At 42.4% G+C, this 17881-nt stretch carries 18 protein-coding genes; all 18 read left to right on the top strand.

The genetic code is table 11. The annotated features are described in order from the left end of the window. Positions 1-40: 40 nt before the first annotated feature. The 18 genes from atpE to spoIIID all read left to right on the top strand — a co-directional run bounded on the left by atpE (position 41) and on the right by spoIIID (position 17778). Positions 41-253 (top strand): F0F1 ATP synthase subunit C, encoded by a 213-nt coding sequence (atpE, locus tag ACE1TI_RS05605; protein WP_139184741.1) that lies wholly within the window; start codon positions 41-43, stop codon positions 251-253. Between the two features lie 138 nt (positions 254-391). Continuing rightward, positions 392-838: a F0F1 ATP synthase subunit B gene (atpF, locus tag ACE1TI_RS05600; RefSeq protein ID WP_375006640.1), complete on the top strand. Its 447-nt coding sequence runs from the start codon at positions 392-394 to the stop codon at positions 836-838. Beyond that, on the top strand, positions 835-1380 hold the full coding sequence (locus ACE1TI_RS05595; RefSeq protein WP_375006593.1) for a F0F1 ATP synthase subunit delta: 546 nt from the start codon (positions 835-837) through the stop codon (positions 1378-1380). Before atpF ends, ACE1TI_RS05595 begins: the two co-directional genes overlap by 4 nt. A 19-nt stretch (positions 1381-1399) precedes the next feature. Next, positions 1400-2908 carry a F0F1 ATP synthase subunit alpha gene (gene atpA / locus ACE1TI_RS05590; RefSeq protein WP_375006592.1) on the top strand — a complete coding sequence of 503 codons (1509 nt, stop codon included), beginning with the start codon at positions 1400-1402 and terminating at the stop codon, positions 2906-2908. A gap of 116 nt (positions 2909-3024) precedes the next feature. Beyond that, complete coding sequence (gene atpG, locus ACE1TI_RS05585; protein ID WP_375006591.1) at positions 3025-3885, top strand: ATP synthase F1 subunit gamma; 861 nt, start codon at positions 3025-3027, stop codon at positions 3883-3885. 37 nt (positions 3886-3922) lie between these two features. Next, complete coding sequence (atpD, locus tag ACE1TI_RS05580; protein WP_375006590.1) at positions 3923-5335, top strand: F0F1 ATP synthase subunit beta; 1413 nt, start codon at positions 3923-3925, stop codon at positions 5333-5335. Positions 5336-5363: 28 nt separating this feature from the next. After that, a complete protein-coding gene (locus ACE1TI_RS05575) occupies positions 5364-5765 on the top strand; it encodes a F0F1 ATP synthase subunit epsilon (RefSeq protein ID WP_375006589.1) in 402 nt (133 codons plus the stop codon). Between the two features lie 1192 nt (positions 5766-6957). Continuing rightward, the gene (locus ACE1TI_RS05570; protein ID WP_375006588.1) at positions 6958-7188 is read left to right on the top strand and encodes a DUF1146 family protein; all 231 of its coding nucleotides are present in this window, start codon (positions 6958-6960) and stop codon (positions 7186-7188) included. A 596-nt stretch (positions 7189-7784) separates the two neighbouring features. Further along, positions 7785-9107 (top strand): UDP-N-acetylglucosamine 1-carboxyvinyltransferase, encoded by a 1323-nt coding sequence (murA, locus tag ACE1TI_RS05565; protein WP_375006587.1) that lies wholly within the window; start codon positions 7785-7787, stop codon positions 9105-9107. 466 nt (positions 9108-9573) lie between these two features. Continuing rightward, positions 9574-10581, top strand: a complete 1008-nt coding sequence (gene spoIID, locus ACE1TI_RS05560; protein WP_375006586.1) for a stage II sporulation protein D — start codon at positions 9574-9576, stop codon at positions 10579-10581. Positions 10582-10707: 126 nt separating this feature from the next. Further along, positions 10708-11634, top strand: a complete 927-nt coding sequence (spoIIQ, locus tag ACE1TI_RS05555) for a stage II sporulation protein SpoIIQ (protein ID WP_375006585.1) — start codon at positions 10708-10710, stop codon at positions 11632-11634. A 353-nt stretch (positions 11635-11987) separates the two neighbouring features. Then, entirely contained in the window at positions 11988-12170 is a 183-nt protein-coding gene (locus ACE1TI_RS05550; RefSeq protein ID WP_375006584.1) for a hypothetical protein, read from the top strand. Positions 12171-12206: 36 nt separating this feature from the next. Next, the gene (locus ACE1TI_RS05545) at positions 12207-12488 is read left to right on the top strand and encodes a hypothetical protein (RefSeq protein ID WP_375006583.1); all 282 of its coding nucleotides are present in this window, start codon (positions 12207-12209) and stop codon (positions 12486-12488) included. Positions 12489-12606: 118 nt separating this feature from the next. Further along, positions 12607-12909, top strand: a complete 303-nt coding sequence (locus ACE1TI_RS05540) for a DUF4212 domain-containing protein (protein WP_375006582.1) — start codon at positions 12607-12609, stop codon at positions 12907-12909. A gap of 70 nt (positions 12910-12979) precedes the next feature. After that, positions 12980-14641: a sodium:solute symporter family protein gene (locus ACE1TI_RS05535; protein ID WP_375006581.1), complete on the top strand. Its 1662-nt coding sequence runs from the start codon at positions 12980-12982 to the stop codon at positions 14639-14641. Further along, the gene (locus ACE1TI_RS05530; protein WP_375006580.1) at positions 14622-16562 is read left to right on the top strand and encodes a DUF294 nucleotidyltransferase-like domain-containing protein; all 1941 of its coding nucleotides are present in this window, start codon (positions 14622-14624) and stop codon (positions 16560-16562) included. Before ACE1TI_RS05535 ends, ACE1TI_RS05530 begins: the two co-directional genes overlap by 20 nt. 31 nt (positions 16563-16593) lie before the next feature. Further along, a complete protein-coding gene (locus ACE1TI_RS05525) occupies positions 16594-17256 on the top strand; it encodes a 3'-5' exonuclease (protein WP_375006579.1) in 663 nt (220 codons plus the stop codon). 243 nt (positions 17257-17499) lie between these two features. Continuing rightward, positions 17500-17778, top strand: coding sequence for a sporulation transcriptional regulator SpoIIID (gene spoIIID / locus ACE1TI_RS05520; RefSeq protein WP_375006578.1), 279 nt, complete (start codon positions 17500-17502; stop codon positions 17776-17778). The last annotated feature ends 103 nt before the right edge of the window (positions 17779-17881 follow it).

The following is a 17881-nucleotide window of genomic DNA, read 5'->3' as shown; positions in this document are numbered from 1 at the left end:
ATATTCAATAATTAATTATACTTAAGGGAGGATTATTAGAATGGGATTATTAGCAGCAGCAATTGCAGCTGGTTTGGCTGCAGTAGGAGCAGGGATTGGTAACGCATTGATTGTTAAAGGGACACTAGAAGGGGTTGCTCGTCAGCCTGAACTTAAAGGTACACTTCAAACACTTATGTTTATCGGTATCGCCCTTGTTGAGGCCCTTCCGATTATCGCAATTGTAATCGCCTTTATCGTTATGGGAGGATAGTAAATCCTGTCTTCATTGTTAGTAAGTATGGCGGAGTCTGGTTCGTTAAACTTCGCCATTCCTTTTGTATGACAGCCGAAAGGAGTGAATTCCGTGCCAGAAGTAATCTACTGGGGAGATGTTATATTTTCGCTTGGTATGTTCATTATCCTGCTTCTCCTATTGCGTAAATTCGCGTGGGGGCCAATAGTGAACATGATGAAAGAACGCGAAGAACATATTGCCAAAGAAATTGATACTGCGGAAAAAAGCCGTCAAGATGCGGAAAAATATTTAGAAGAACAGCGTATAGAAGTTGAACGAGCAAGAGATGAGGCTCAATCCATTGTTGAAACAGCAAGAAAGACCAGTGAAAGACAAGGGGAAGAAATTATTAAACAAGCTCATTCCGAAGCAGAACGCATGAAAGAAAATGCACTTGCTGAAATTTCTCGTGAAAAAGAACAAGCCGTTGCTGAATTGCGCGAACAGGTAGGTTCTTTATCTGTAATGATTGCCGCGAAAATTATTGAGAAAGAGCTTGATGAAACAGAGCAGGAAAAGCTTATTGAAGAATACATTCAAGAGGCAGGCGAACGTTTATGAGCAGCCCAGCAGCAGCTAATCGTTATGCCGTAGCACTATTTGAACTATCAAAGGAAAAAAATATGCTTGAAGACATTCGAGCAGATCTGCAAGCAGTAAAACAAGTTTTTCAAGATAATGAAAAACTGCCTGCTCTTCTTCATCATCCGAAAGTATCAGCAGATAAAAAAGAACAGCTGCTGCGCGAAAGCTTTACCGGCTTGAGCGAGCCTGTCCAAAACACACTGCTTTTACTCTTGGAGAAAAATCGGATTGATAGCGTGGTACTCGTAGCTGAAAGATTTCAAGAGCTTGCGGATGAGGAACAAAAAGTAGGACATGCCGTTGTTCATACGGTGAAACCGCTCTCTGAAGCAGAACAAAAATTAATCTCTGAAAACTTCGCCAGAAAAGTCGGAAAAGAAACCCTTCACATCGAAAATCAACTTGACCCGCGTTTGATCGGCGGTATCAAAGTACAAATTGGAGATACCATATTTGATGGCAGTGTGAAAGGTCAGCTAAACCGTCTTGAGCGCGAGCTTGTTTCCGGGAAACGATAGAAAATAGGGGTGAACGTAAATGAGCATCAGACCTGATGAGATTAGCTCTCTCATTAAACAGCAGATTGAAAATTTTCAGTCTGATGTAGAAGCAAACGAAGTCGGCACCGTCATTCAAATTGGTGACGGTATTGCGCGTGCTCATGGTCTAGAGAATGTAATGGCAGGTGAGCTGCTAGAATTCTCTAACGGCGTTATGGGTATGGCTCAAAACCTTGAAGAAAATAACGTAGGTATTATTATCCTTGGACCATTTGATGATATTCGTGAAGGGGACGAGGTAAAACGTACCGGACGTATTATGGAGGTACCAGTTGGCGAGGAACTGCTCGGACGTGTTGTAAACCCGCTGGGACAGCCTCTTGATGGACAAGGTGCAATCGAAACAACGAAAACCCGTCCGATTGAAAGTCCAGCACCAGGGGTTATGGACCGTAAATCTGTACACGAACCGCTTCAAACCGGTATCAAAGCGATTGACTCCATGATTCCAATCGGACGCGGACAGCGTGAGTTAATTATCGGTGACCGTCAGATCGGTAAAACATCCATCGCAGTAGACACTATTTTGAATCAAAAAGAAGAAGACATTCTTTGTATTTACGTAGCGATCGGACAAAAGGAATCCACTGTTGCAGGGGTAGTAGAAACGTTCCGTCAGCACGGCGCCCTTGATTACACGATCGTAGTAAACGCTGGTGCATCAGATCCAGCTCCGCTCTTGTACCTTGCACCTTATGCCGGGGTTTCCATGGGCGAAGAGTTTATGTATAACGGAAAGCACGTCCTTGTTGTATATGACGATTTAACCAAGCAGGCAGCTGCTTATCGTGAACTGTCCCTCTTGCTGCGCCGTCCGCCGGGCCGTGAAGCATTCCCAGGGGATGTATTCTATCTTCACTCCCGTTTGTTGGAGCGTGCTGCTAAGCTTAGTGACGATAAGGGAGCAGGTTCATTAACGGCCCTTCCATTTATTGAAACACAAGCTGGTGACGTTGGTGCCTACATTCCAACGAACGTAATTTCCATCACGGACGGACAAATCTTCTTGCAGTCTGACTTGTTCCACTCCGGTGTTAGACCTGCAGTTAACCCGGGTATTTCTGTATCACGTGTTGGTGGTTCCGCTCAGATTAAAGCGATGAAGAAGGTTTCTGGTACTTTGCGTCTCGACTTGGCGTCTTTCCGTGAATTAGAAGCTTTTGCCCAGTTTGGTTCTGACCTTGATAAAGCAACACAGGCTAAACTTTCTCGTGGGGAACGTACGGTAGAAGTGTTAAAACAAGGACTTCACCAGCCGCAGCCGGTAGAAAAACAAGTAGCTATTATTTATTCCCTAACGAAAGGGTATCTAGATGATATTCCAGTAAAAGATGTTCAGCGCTTTGAATCTGAATTATTCGCTTACTTGGATTCCAACCATAAAGACTTGTTAAACGGCATTCGTGAAACTGGAAATCTTCCAGACGAAAAAGACTTTAACGCAGCTATTGAAGGATTTAAAAAATCATTTAACGTGTCTAAATAAATTATAGGAAGAAGACTTTCTTAAAAATGAACGAGCCCGTCGGCTGCATCCGGCGGACTGTCCTTTCTGAGTAAGTCTCAACCTTTGTGCCCTTACGGAGAAGGTGGTGAAAAGAGATGGCCTCATTACGTGAGATAAAAACACGGATTAATTCAACAAAGAAGACAAAACAAATCACGAAGGCAATGGAAATGGTTTCGGCTTCCAAGCTGAACCGTGCCCAAACGAATGCCCAGTCATATGAACCGTACACCCAGAAAATCCGTGAGGTGGTAGCAAGTATTGCGTCCGGCAATTCCGATGCCAGCCACCCTATGCTCGAAGAACGCCCAGTGAAAAAGACCGCTTATGTCGCTATTTTTTCAGACCGAGGTTTAGCCGGTGGTTACAACGCCAGTTTAATACGTTCATTCATAGAAAAAATCAATGAACGCCACAAATCGAAAGACGAATATGGCGTTATTGTTCTTGGCCGGATCGGCCGGGATCTTCTCAAAAAGAGAGGTATCCCGATCTTAGATGAAATTACTGGTCTTCCGGATGAACCGGTATTTAACGATATAAAAAATATTACCCGTCTTGCAGTTAATATGTATGCTGATGAAGAGATCGATGAGTTGTATCTCTGGTATAACCATTTTATCAGTCCGATTCAGCAGGATGTAACAGAGACCAAATTGCTGCCTCTGACGGATATGAACGAAGAAACAGAATCGAAACAAACTTACGAGTATGAGCCGTCCGCCGAAGCAATACTCGATCAGCTTCTTCCGCAATATGCAGAAAGCTTAATATATGGTGCTCTGCTGGATGCCAAAGCTAGTGAATTTGGTGCCCGCATGACTGCAATGAGTGCAGCGACAGATAATGCAAGCGGTCTGATAGAAGATTTAACTCTTTCTTATAACCGTGCAAGACAAGCAGCGATCACCCAGGAGATCAGTGAAATTGTCGGCGGTGCTGCTGCACTAGAGTAAACGAGAAGCTGACAGGATTTAGATAGGAGGGAAAACAATGAGCAATGGACGAGTCACCCAGATCATGGGGCCGGTAGTTGACGTTACATTTCCAAGCGGTCAATTACCTGAATTGAATAACGCCCTTAAAGTTTCCCAAAAAGCCCAAAGTGAAGGGGAAACAGACGTAGATGTGACATTGGAAGTAGCGTTGCATTTGGGCAACGACACCGTTCGTACAGTTGCAATGGGATCAACAGATGGATTAGTACGAGGCACGGAAGTTGTGAATACAGGTGGAGCTATTTCCGTTCCAGTAGGGGAAGAAACACTTGGAAGAGTATTTAACGTTCTAGGAGATACTATTGATTTAGAAGAACCAATTGGACCTGAGGTGAAAAGAAATCCTATTCACCGTGAAGCGCCATCTTTTGATGAGCTGTCCACTCAAACAGAAATTCTTGAAACAGGAATTAAAGTTGTTGACTTGCTGGCTCCGTATGTTAAAGGTGGAAAAATCGGTCTATTCGGTGGTGCCGGTGTTGGTAAAACCGTATTAATTCAGGAACTGATCAATAACATTGCACAGGAACACGGCGGAATCTCTGTGTTCGCTGGAGTAGGGGAGCGTACACGTGAAGGAAACGACCTCTACTATGAGATGCAGGATTCCGGTGTTATTAATAAAACAGCTATGGTTTTCGGTCAAATGAACGAGCCGCCAGGTGCACGTATGCGTGTTGCCTTGACTGGTCTAACACTTGCAGAACATTTCCGTGATGTAGATGGAGCAGACGTACTGCTCTTTATTGACAACATTTACCGTTTTACACAAGCAGGTTCTGAGGTATCCGCATTGCTCGGCCGTATGCCGTCTGCAGTTGGTTATCAGCCGACGCTTGCAACGGAAATGGGTCAGCTGCAGGAACGTATCACATCTACGAAAAAAGGTTCTGTAACATCGATTCAGGCGATTTATGTTCCTGCCGATGACTATACAGACCCGGCTCCAGCTACGACATTTGCTCACTTGGATGCGACAACGAACCTTGAGCGTAAATTAACAGAAATGGGTATTTATCCAGCTGTCGACCCGCTCGCTTCTACATCTAGAGCACTTTCTCCAGAAATTGTGGGAGAAGAGCATTATCAAGTAGCACGTGAAGTTCAGCAAACCCTTCAAAAGTATAAAGAACTTCAAGATATCATTGCTATCCTTGGTATGGATGAATTATCTGAAGAAGATAAATTGGTGGTACACCGTGCACGCCGTATTCAGTTCTTCTTGTCCCAGAACTTCCACGTAGCAGAACAGTTCACTGGACAAAAAGGTTCATACGTGCAGGTGAAAGACACCATTCGCGGGTTCCGCGAAATTCTTGATGGTAAGCACGATGACGTACCAGAAGACGCATTCCGCCTGGTCGGACCAATTGAAGATGTACTTGAAAACGCAAAGGCTATGTCCTAAGCGGGGATGCTGTTAAGGAGGATTTATCATGTCGACGTTAAATGTCAATGTTGTCACTCCTGATGGCACAGTATATGAAGGGGATGTAGAAATGGTCAGTGTCCGCGCGCAAAGCGGGGAATTAGGTATACTGCCAGGTCACATTCCGTTGGTTGCACCGCTAGCGGTATGCGCTGCCCGCCTGAAACATGAATCAAGAGTTCAACTTGTTTCTGTTAGCGGCGGCTTCATTGAGGTCCGTCCGGATAAAGTCACGATTCTCGCCGAAGCGGCAGAAACGCCGTCAGAAATCGACGTAGAACGTGCCCGTGAGGCGAAAGTACGGGCAGAAGACCGGCTTAACCGTGCCAATCAGGAAGAGATCGACTTTAAACGGGCCGAGCTTGCCCTGAAACGAGCTAACACAAGACTTGAGGTAGCTGGAAAATAAACTGTTATAAAGCTGTTCTGAAGCGGATATAGGCCGCTTCAGAACAGCTTTTTTTATTGTTTAGGAAATTATGTTTTTTACAAGTTGTGGATAACTATCTCCATATTGTTTGATCCGCGTCTAGCTTCAGCGCCCAGCCTCTCGGAGGCCCAAGACGGTTTAAGGAACTTTTGCTAGAATCGCGAACATCGTGTTCGCAACGCAAAAGTCAGCACATCCTGTGCAAGCCAGTTCGACGTTGTCACAGGACGTGACGTTCTTAGTCGAACATCCTTTAGGACCCTTCTGCTAAAGACGCACACGTCGACGCACAGGACGTGGCGTTTTTGGCGACGAAAGTGCAACGCAGAAGTCACCACATCCTGTGGAAGTAAGAGCGCCTTTCATGACTGAAGAACATTTACCTGTCGAGGCTGACCAGGGCGCTTGCGCTTTTGTTCATGTATCAGGAAGTATTAGGCGGCATTCCACAATATTAAGCGGAAGATTATGAAATGTCACACGCCACAGTTCTTACTTTTCAGATGTATCAATCAGTGCGTTTTCTTTCAAGCCGGCTATCTTTAAAGGAGTAGGAGTAGAAGAGTTTTTCATAGGTGTAAAAGATGTAATGATTTTGTGCTTTGAGTTCATTTGTCTGCATTCAGTAGTTTTTTAAAAAACAGATGGTATTTATGATCAAATCCTTTCATATGATGAATGGCGGTTTACATTAAGAAAGCTTTTTCATAGATCAAACATCCATTATTTTCATTTTTATCCACACGTTTGACCTACGATTGTTTGTTCGTTTTCACCTATAACTCTTCATGCTCTAAGCTTTATCGCGTTTTAGAACTTGTTCATCTTTTTATGTCACTTTTTTCACGAATGTAATCATAACGTAAAAAAGTTCACAATTTTTATACCTCTCTTAGTTTAAATTTAATACAATAGTGGTACATGCAAATTACATTGTTATATTATTCCAATTATTCATGATATGTTTACTTACTTGTCCAAATATTACAAATTTGAAAACATTTATCAAAGATTATAGAAAATGCTGTGAAAACATATTAAAATGAAGTGTTAGTATGTGAAGATTGAACATTAGGCACAACGACTCTTATTATTTTTATGAAAATGCTCTATGATACTCTTCGGATTATCAAAAAAGGGCCAAACAGGATTTTCTTTAAGGAGTTTTAAAATGCACCCTGAAGGACAAGAAGCGGTCTTACATATCGTGGTAAACCTCTTTTTTTTGGTCGTCGTCTGGTGGAGTTTACAGGCGTTTCGATTTGACGTGTTTGTCCGTAATCCGGAAGGACCGAAGGCAAAAATGCTGATGATTTTAGTAACGATCGCCATCAGTCATCTTGTCAGTTCCTTTTTCCTCGAATATTTTCAAGGATCGCTTATGCTCCGTTATTTGTTTTAGAAATAAAGAAATGCAGGACATGTACGCATCTCCTTGATCTTCCATGTATGTCCACGTTTTCAAAGGTGAAAATGAATAATAAGAAGACAAACGGACCAAAAGGAACTTTTTGTATTTTTCATGTCGAAAAGACGAGTTTATTGGAGAAAAATGCAGGGAAAATCAGTCTCGTGATGTCATAAACTTTTCACCTTACAATGGAAGAAATTTTGTAACTTATTTTATTCTTTTGGCGACTAAGCAATCGAGCCCAGCCTAAAAACAATGTTTTGTTATAAAAGCAGTATTAGATCATATCAAGCATGCAGTCAAAGTTGGGACAACAGATTGGGCGCCCGTTTCCTATAGGGACAGGGAACGCCTATATAGACTAATGAATACGTATAGAGTAAACGATATATCCTGTCTGTTATTGCCCTTAGAGAGAAAAACAACCAAGAATCAGATACAGGATATCATTATTAGGAGTATTAGGAAACTCGGCATATCCGCCGAGGCAAAAGCTAAAGTTTTTCTTAATCGTTAAACATTAAACATTTTATTCTTTTTAACAGTAATAAAATACAGAATCATGAATGGACGCGGAGGGGAATACGTTGGATAAAATTATAGTTAGAGGAGGCAAGCGGCTGAAAGGCTCAGTAAAAGCTGAAGGTGCAAAAAATGCTGTACTGCCTGTTATTGCCGCTTCACTCCTTGCTGAAAAAGGAACCAGCACTATCTATGATGTACCACCTTTAGCAGATGTATTTACAATGAAAAATGTGTTAAATCATATGGATGCTGATGTAAATTATGAAGATGGCGTTTTTACTGCAAATTGCAAAGGTTCATTAAGAACAGAAGCACCTTTTGAATATGTGCGAAAGATGCGTGCATCGTTTCTTGTGATGGGGCCGCTGCTCGCAAGAAAGGGACGTGCGCATATTGCATTGCCTGGCGGCTGTGCCATTGGTTCAAGGCCGATTGATCAACACTTGAAAGGCTTTGAAGCAATGGGTGCTACCGTCGAAATTGGAAAAGGCTACATTGAAGCCAAAGTAAAAGATCGTCTGCAAGGAGCTCGTATCTACTTGGATTTCCCAAGTGTAGGAGCTACAGAGAATATTATGATGGCTGCGACGTTGGCTGAGGGAACGACTATATTAGAAAATGTAGCAGAAGAACCTGAAATTGTAGACCTTGCGAATTACTTGAACGCAATGGGAGCAAAGGTTCGCGGTGCAGGAACCGGTACGATTAGAATAGAAGGCGTTGATCGTATGCATGGTGCTGCTCATACAATCATCCCAGACCGTATTGAAGCAGGATCATTTATGATAGCAGCGGCTATCACGGGTGGAGAAGTTTTTGTAGAAGGTGCTCTTCACGAGCATTTGCGACCGCTCGTAGCGAAAATGCGTGAAATGGGTGTTATCATTGAAGAACACGATAACGGCATGAATGTAATCGGTCCCGACATTCTAAGGCCGGTAGATGTGAAAACAATGCCGCATCCTGGTTTTCCAACCGACATGCAGGCGCAGTTTATGGCACTGTTAACTCAAGCAAAAGGAACAGCTGTCATTACAGAAACCGTATTTGAAAATCGTTTCATGCATGTGGAAGAATTCCGCCGTATGAACGCAGACATTAAAATCGAAGGAAGAGCAGCGATTGTAAGCGGTCCTGTTCGCTTGCAAGGGGCTGAAGTAGCAGCCACAGACTTGCGGGCAGGGGCAGCTTTGATTTTAGCCGGACTTGTATCAGATGGGGAGACGGTTGTAACAGAACTTCGCCATTTGGATCGCGGCTATGTTGATTTTCATGAAAAACTTCAAGCCCTTGGCGCGAGAGTCGAGCGCATTAACGAAGTGGAAGTTTCAGAAACAGAAGAACTTCAACAAAATACAGCTGTTCTTCGTACAGCTAATAATTAATAAGAAAAACCGGTATCTAAGAGGATGCCGGTTTATTTTTGGGCTCTATTATATTTATTTGGGTGTAAAAAAATTTAGTCATAAAAAACACGCAAGCTCCGAAATCCTTTACATTTGAGTTGAAGAGAAACAAAAAAAAGATTGGAGTTGCTGTGCGGGGTGGGGCCAGACCCCGCGTTATATCTCAAATTTGTATCATTTTGTTCAAAAAAACAGAAAAGTGGTGCATATTTCTCTTTTCTATAGTCATAAATGTCCCCACTCCGCTCATAAAACTAAAAAAACCCGTCATCTCTCCGGAAAAATCCCACCAGCGCTCCACAATTCTCTCCATTGTTCTTCGGTCATAATGACTTTTTATCTCTCATATAGTATTTTATGGTAAAAAGCTGGTCAGGTTTAGCAAGTGCAGAATTCATTGACATCTTCCTGGCTCGATTTGATTTAGTAGACGGGAGGCTGTGCCATGAAAAAATGGATTTTTGTTCCGCTGGTTTTTATCTGCCTGTTTTTTCTTGTGCCTATGTTATTTGTTTTGCTGCCAAATGATGCAGCAGACGACAAGTCGTTAACTACAGCAGATGAAAACATCCAAACGTCAGCGAGGCTGACGAAGGAAGAACAAGAATCACAGTTAGCTGCAGATATGGAAAATGTCAGTGTTTCTGTATTTCGAAGTGAAACAGAAACGGTGGAAGAAATTGCGCTTGAGGATTATGTAGCAGGAGTGGTTGCTTCTGAAATGCCTGCCGAATTTGAAATAGAAGCTTTGAAGGCACAAGCTTTAACCGCCCGTACCTTTATAGCAAGAGAAATGATAGCTCCTTCTGACATTGACCTTCCAGAAGACGCTCAGGTCACCGATACACAGATGCATCAGGTATATCAAAATGAAGAAGAATTGCGGGAGAAATGGGGAGATGATTATCAGTGGAAAATGGATCGCGTAAGAGAAGCGGTTCTTGCCACAGCTGGTCAGGTTCTGACGTATGATGGGGAACCGATAACCGCAGCGTTCTTTTCTACAAGCAACGGCTATACAGAAAACGCAGAAGATTACTGGAAAAACCCAGTTCCATACTTGCAGAGCGTAGAGAGTCCATGGGATCAAAGCTCTCCTCAATATAAAAATGCAAAGCGAATACCCGCAGCGGAGGTTGAGCGGCTGCTTGGCATCTCCATTGGAACAGAAGAAACAGGCGAAATTATTAGCAGAACGGACGGCGGGCGAGTAGCGGAATTAAAACTCGGAGAAGAAACGTTTTCGGGAAGGGATATACGTGAAAAGCTAGGATTACATTCCAGTGATTTTCAAATCTCACGGGATGGTGATGAGTTTATATTTTCTACGAAGGGCTGGGGACACGGGGTTGGCATGAGTCAATATGGAGCGGACGGAATGGCGAAAGAAGGGAAAGATTACAAAGAAATCCTGCGTCATTATTATCAAGGAGTAGATATTTCAAGCCTCTAATGCATGCTTAATAGCCTGAAAATTTCACTTTTTCAGCAATTATGCTTAAAATTTCTGGTTATTTTTTTGTGAAAAGGTATATTTTTCCTCACATCTGATCAGAATGGGTGCTGAGGTGATGATCAAATGAAAGATGAAGAAAAACAGCAATCTGCCACCCGTGAATCAAGAGGATGGGGAAGCAAAGTGCGTCAGTGGACAAGAAAAAGCTGGTTTTGGCCTGCTGTCTATCTTAGCGCTTGTGCTGTTCTCCTAGGAGCATATTTTCTAATTCAAAGCCCTGCTGGTACTGACCAGGCCGAGGAAGATGAACCATTTGGTGACGAGCAGGAGTGGAATAATGCTTCCGATAATCCGGGAACAGATGAAGACACTGTACCAACGGCCGCTGGAAATGAGACTCTGCAAATGCCAGTGACTGATGAAGAGAGCGTAGATATCATTGGATATTATTACGATCATGACGCAGCAGCCGAGGAACAACAAGACGCTCTAGTTTATTACAATAATATGTACTACCAAAACAAAGGAATTGACATTGCAGCAAAAGATGGAGAAACATTTGAAGTAACTGCTGCAGCTACTGGTGAAGTCGTAAAAGTCGAAAAAGATGACGTGTTAGGATATGTAGTAGATGTTAAACATGACAATGATATTGTAACTTCTTACAACAGTTTAGAAGATCTTCAAGTAGAAGAAGGCGACACCATTACACAAGGCTCTGTTATTGGGATGGCTGGAAGAAATGTATATAATAGCGATGCTGGGGTTCATGCACACTTTGAAATTCGCATGAACGGCGAACCGCTCAATCCTTCTGATGCTTTCCATCAAAAAATCAATGATTTGCAGCAGCCTGAAAATAGTGAAGAAGAAAACACAGAAGGTAACGAAGACGAAGCAAATCAGGAAGAAGAATCTTCTTTAGATGAATTTCCAATCTTTGACGGAGATGATGAAGAAGACACAGAAGATGATGCGAATGAAGAAGACTCTTCTGATCAACAAGAGGAAGAAGATACAGTAGCCGACGAAGAAAATGAAGAAGAATAAAATCTCATTACTGTCCGGGCTCTCGGCCCCCGGGCAGTTTTTTATTTGTTAGGCAGCAGTCTTCGGGATCTGGAAGTGGAGAAAAAGCAGCTGACTTACCGTTCCATTCAGTAATTTTGGCAAAGTTATAAGTTTTTCTTTATCCTTGGACTCTTTTTTGACAATTTTTAAACAATATTAGTTGACTACATATCAGAAAATTTGAAATAATGTGTATTATAACAAAGTTTAAACACATACATTTGAACGAAAACAGTTTTTTTGTTCCATATTACTTAAAATGGGAAACAAAGCGTTCGGATAGTTGATCGCGCGGGCTTTCTACCGTTTTTAGCAGAAAGGAGAGAGAGCAGATGATAGCAATCATTTTGTTCTGGGTGATAGCTATTGCCAGCTTAATTGCAACGATTAAATATAAGAAACCGCTTCTTCTCACGGTTCCATTCGCAGCTATCGGCTTTTATCTCATCATAGAAATAGCCAGGGTTCCAATGCCGTTTTGGGAAACGGTGCAAATGATATTTGAATTTAGATAAAAAAGAGTGCCCGATTTTTTATTAGGAGGGTTGGTTATGGCAGAAGTGCCGCGGTGCAACAATTGCGGTAAAAGTGAGCTTTGGATAATGTCTCCGATACGATATGTATTCTTTATGTCAACACTTCCGATCATTGCGGCTATTCTTATCGGACTGGCTGCTGACCCTGTATTTTTCTTATTTATCCCGGCTGTCATACTCACCAATCTTGTATTGGCAAAGAGGAAAACACCGATGAAAATATGTAAGAATTGTAAACATACGGAATCCGAGCCGTCAGTTTTAAAAAAGAACAATTCTAATAAATCTGCTTCATAGAGTAAATTTTTACAAAAATAAATTTGTAAGCGATTTTATTATGTGAAGGGGGTGAGAAAAGCTTAAAAGTGTTAGCTGCTGTAAATATGCTGTGAATTTTTTGCGGAGGTGAAGCATTTTGAAAAAAGTTGATAAAGAAGTAGCAGACGCATATTTTCGTACTAGGACTACCTTGATAGTTATATTCTTAAGCATTGGTTTTCTCGTTTCTTTTGGTGTAGTAGCATTTGCTGAATTTTTTTCTCAATTTAAATTTCTAGGTGTGGAAATCCATTATTATATGGGTTCTCAAGGGGCAGTGGTTATCTTTATTCTCTGCTTATTCTCAAACGCTGTACTCAGTGATAGGGTAGACAAGAAATTTGGTATTGCTGATGAAGCAAATGTCACTATCAGCAGTGGAAAAACAGTAGATCATTAATAGAAAAACAATCTACAGCACCAAGTAAAAAATATTACACAAATGCACTAATTCATTAGGGGGGATCAGCTTGGACGCTCAAACTTTAGTATCTCTTGGTCTTATACTTGCTACCTTTGCACTGTACATTGGTATTTCTATATTTAACCGAGCAAAACAAACATCAGATTTCTATGTTGCAAGCCGCGGCATACCGCCTTTCTGGAACGGGATGGCAATAGGCGGGGACTGGATGAGTGCTGCTTCCTTTATTGGGATGGCCGGAACGGTTATGGCGCTTGGCTACGACGGTCTTGCGTATATTATGGGCTGGACAGGCGGCTATTTGCTCTTAACATTCCTGCTTGCACCACAGTTGAGAAAGTATGGACGGTTCACTGTACCGGAGTTCATCGGCGACCGTTTTGACAGCAATCCGGCGCGTCTGATTGCTGCGGTTGCGACAATCATTATCAGTTTTACTTATATTATTGGACAGCTGTCTGGTTCCGGAGTTGTAATTGGGAGATTGTTTAGTATCCCAGCAATGTACGGAACCATGATAGGTGTCGTTATCATAGCTATTTATGCCACGCTTGGCGGAATGAAAGGGATAACCTGGACGCAGGTGGCACAATACCTCATTCTCATCGTGGCATACATTATTCCGATTGTATTTATGTCTTTACAGGTTTCAGGAAATCCGCTTCCATGGCTGACTTATGGAAATGTAGTGGATGAGATCGGAGCGATCGACCAAGAGTTAGGCCTGTCAGAATACTTTGCTCCGTTTGCTGAAAGCGATAAAAGTCAGTTTATTGCACTATTATTTACATTAATGGTAGGGACTTCTGCCTTGCCACACGTTATTGTCCGCTTTTATACCGTAAGCACGATGAAAGCAGCTCGCTGGAGCGGGGCATGGGCGTTATTATTCATTGGTTTCTTATATTTATCTGCACCGGCCTATGCTGCTTTCTCTCGTTTTATTCTAATGACGCAAGTTGCCGGTCAGTCTATCGATGATCTGCCAGCCTGGACAGAAAGCTGGATTAATACCGGTTTGCTGGAAATAGCTGACCAGGATGGAGATGGTGTATTAGATTGGACTGAAATCGCGGTTGGAAACGATATGGTCGTAATGGCTACGCCAGAAATCGCAAACTTAGGAATGTTTGTGATTGGTTTGGTAGCTGCAGGGGCAATGGCTGCTGCGTTATCTACAGCCGGCGGACTTCTCATTACGATTTCTTCCTCTTTTGCGCATGATATTTACTACCGTCTTGTGAACCCGAAAGCAACCGACCAAAGACGTCTAAACGCAGGGCGGATAGCAATTGTTCTGTCGACCATTGTTGCTGGTTTGGTGGCGCTGGATCCACCAGGGGTTATCACGCAGATCGTTGCCTGGGCATTTGCTCTCGCCGGAGGAACTTTCTTCCCAGTTCTGTTCCTTGGCGTATGGTGGAAGCGTATGAACTCCCAGGGTGCGGTTGCGGGAATGCTAGTAGGTCTGGCCAGTACACTCTGTTACATTTTCTTAGCGATGAACGGTATCATGCTCTTTGGCATTCAAGATACAGGTGCAGGTCTAATTGGTGTTCCGATTAACTTCCTTGCTTGTGTGATCGTGTCACTCGCTACAGCACCGCCAGCACAGCACTTGCAGGATGATGTCATTGATCTCCGTTATCCGGAACAAATGACATATAAAGATGGCGAGGTTTGGATGAATGATGGAACAGGAAAATAAAGCTTATTATAACCAAATTTATAATCATCCCATATTCAGTGGCGCATCAGCCGCTGAATTTGGTGCTTTCATGGAAGATTGTACGTTAAAAAAATATGAGAAAACCGAACGGGTCCTACATTCACAAAGTCCCCGCGAGGGCTTGCTTTTAATTTTAGAAGGGGTCACAGAAGTCTACGTAGCTTTTCACGAAACGAATAAAAATCATGAAGTTCTGGAAGTCCTTGAAACTGGAGAAATCATAGGTTTTTCAAGCTTAGCTGATTTTCTTGGAGAACCGTCTCACTACGATTACCCTTATACAGTAGAAGTAAGGGCCGTAGAAGATGCGGTATGCCTTCATATTCCATATTCGGTCATGGAAGCCCGCTGGACCCAGGAAGAAGTAAGGGACTATGTTCTACGGCAGATCTCTGTCAGGCTCCGTGATATTTATGCCTCACTCGCCGAACAAGTACATCTTGCCAATCAATGGGGGGAAACCGACCCTTTTATTCAAAGGGTTCAGGATTTCATGAATACCCCAGCAGTGAAGGCAGCGGTAGATACTCCGATAGCAGAGGTTGCGGCAAGAATGGTGGAGGAAAGTGCGAGTTCTGTCATCGTAGAAAATGAACAGAAACACTTAGCAGGCATCATTACGGAAAAAGATCTAGTGCAGAGGGTAGTGGCAGCAGAAAAAGACGGGAAAAGCACAGCTGGTGAGATAATGAGCAAGAATCCCTATATTATTACAAGACAAGCCTATTATTATGAAGCCATGTCAAGCTTTCTGATGAACGGTGTGAAACACCTCCCTGTCACAGAAGAAGATGATCATCGAAAAATCGTAGGGATGATCACTTTATCAGATTTGTTAAAAAAGAAAAACAGAGGAACATTTGATATTTTGCAAGAAATTGAGGCATCTGATGAAAAGACGCTATCCAGCGTGAAAAATGCAATTTATGATGTACTCGCCAACTTAATCCATGATGAGATACCTACGCTTCATACCCTGGAAATTGTAATGAAGCTATATGATCGGTTAGTCCGCCACTGTGTGGAGCTGGCCCTGGAGAATGTGAAAAGAAAGCACGGTGAACCGCCGGCTGCCTTTGCCTTCTTTTTAATGGGAAGCGGAGGCCGGGCAGAGCAGTTTATACTTACCGATCAGGATCATTTTCTCGTATATGGTGACCCTGCCAATGAAAAAGATAAAGAAAAAATAGAGACATATTTTCGTGCTTTAGGAAACGAAATCGTTTATTGGCTGGAGCGGGCAGGATACAAGCGGTGCGATGGAAATATGATGGCCAGTGAATCGAACTGGCGCGGAACTATTTCCCATTGGAGGGACCGCTTACGCACGTGGGGGCTTCGCGCAACCAATGAAAACATACTGCTCGGTCATAACTTTCTAGCTTTTCGTTATTTATACGGCAAGCTGACATTAAAAGACGATTTTGTGCGTATGGTGCGCGCACAGATTGAAAAATCAAAGATATTTTTATTCCGCGCAGCAGAACAAGAAAAAAACAATCCAGTCCCTATATTAGATCATCCAATACGTGCTCTTTTCAGGGTTGAAAGGCAAGGAATAGATATCAAGAAACATGCATTGTTTCCTTTTCACCACTCCTTACAAATTTTGTCAGCAACACACGGCATTTTTGGAGAAAGTCCGCTTCAAATGATCGCTGCATTAAAAGATAAATCGGTATTGAGTGAGAAAACTGCGGATGAATTACGATTTGCTTATCAAGTCGTTTTGAAAGTCAGGGTAGAGCAGTCATGGAATCGTTACATGCGTGGAGAAGGCAATTCAAGTGAAATTAAATTTACCCAAATGAAATCCAGAGATAAAGAGGAATTAATGGCTGCCCTGAAATCGATTCGTTCTCTGCAAACACAAACAGTAAACTCTTTTGGAATGATGTGAAAAAGCGGAACGATAAAAGGAGCGAACAACGATGATGTTTTGGAAAAAGAATTCTCTCCATTACCAATTAAATAATCAGCTGCCGCTTAATACTCCGTTAAAGGAAATAAGTTTTACGGTGTTTGATACAGAAACGACCGGTTTCGCAATAGGGAACAAAGACCGGATGATTGAAATTGGGGCAGTTCAAGTAGAGGGAATGGAAGTGACGGATAAAACGTTTCAAACGTATGTAGATCCTGAGCGCAATATTCCCCGGGAAATAATGAATCTCACCGGCATTCGACAAGAACAAGTGAACGGTGCTCCAAACTCGTTAGAAGCGATTGAAGCCTTTTATAAGTTTGTGGAGGGAAATGACAGCAGCGGGTGGGTTGGTCATTATCTCGCTTTTGATATTATGGTTTTGAAAAAAGAATTGCAGCGCTATAAATTCACGTTTGATGAACCTTTGTATATCGACACCCTCGATGTGATTGGTTATTTAAATCCTTCTTGGGATATGCGTGATCTCACTCATTATGCCCTGCAATTTGGGTCCAAAATTTTTGAACGTCATAGCGCGCTCGGCGATGCTTTAACTACTGCTCATTTATTAGTGGAGCTTTGTTATCACATCAGAGATCGAGGAAAAAGGACGCTCGGTGACCTAGTTGAAATTACTCGAAAAGATAATGGGAAAATTATTTTCTAACAAAATGAATCTTATATGGTCGAAAAAGGTGTCCCATAAAAAGGAGACCTTTTTTCTTTTGAATGATTCTCTGGGGAATAAATCGCCTGTATGTGACAAGAAACGTTTCATTTTTCCTGTCGAAAACGTTCGAAACAATATTATATAAGCAAAACCCTTGTCCTATAGGACTTTTTGGTATATCTGACGCCTTCTGTTAATAAAATGTACTAAATCACCAAGATTGAGTAGGAGGCGAGTGGTGTGCACGATTACATCAAAGAACGAACCATCAAGATGGGCAGGTATATTGTGGAAACTCGCAAAACAGTAAGAACAATAGCCAGGGAATTTGGCGTTTCTAAAAGCACGGTGCATAAAGATTTAACAGAAAGGCTGCCCGATATAAACCCAGAGCTTGCAGAGGAAGTGAAACACATTTTGGAATATCATAAATCCATTCGTCATCTCCGCGGTGGAGAAGCGACGAAAATAAAATATAAAAAAGACAAACAGCAGCTTGAAACGGAACCTTCTGCTTAATGCCATCTAGGAGAAGACATTAAACTCGTCTCCGAAATCAATTTGTAAAAAGGAAGGCTGTTTCAAAAGAGAGTGGGGACTCTTTTGAAGTAGCTTGACGTAT

It is taken from the genome of Alteribacillus sp. JSM 102045 (assembly GCF_041949975.1).
Taxonomy (GTDB): Bacteria; Bacillota; Bacilli; order Bacillales; family Marinococcaceae; genus Alteribacillus.
This window is presented reverse-complemented; position numbering and strand designations above follow the sequence as displayed.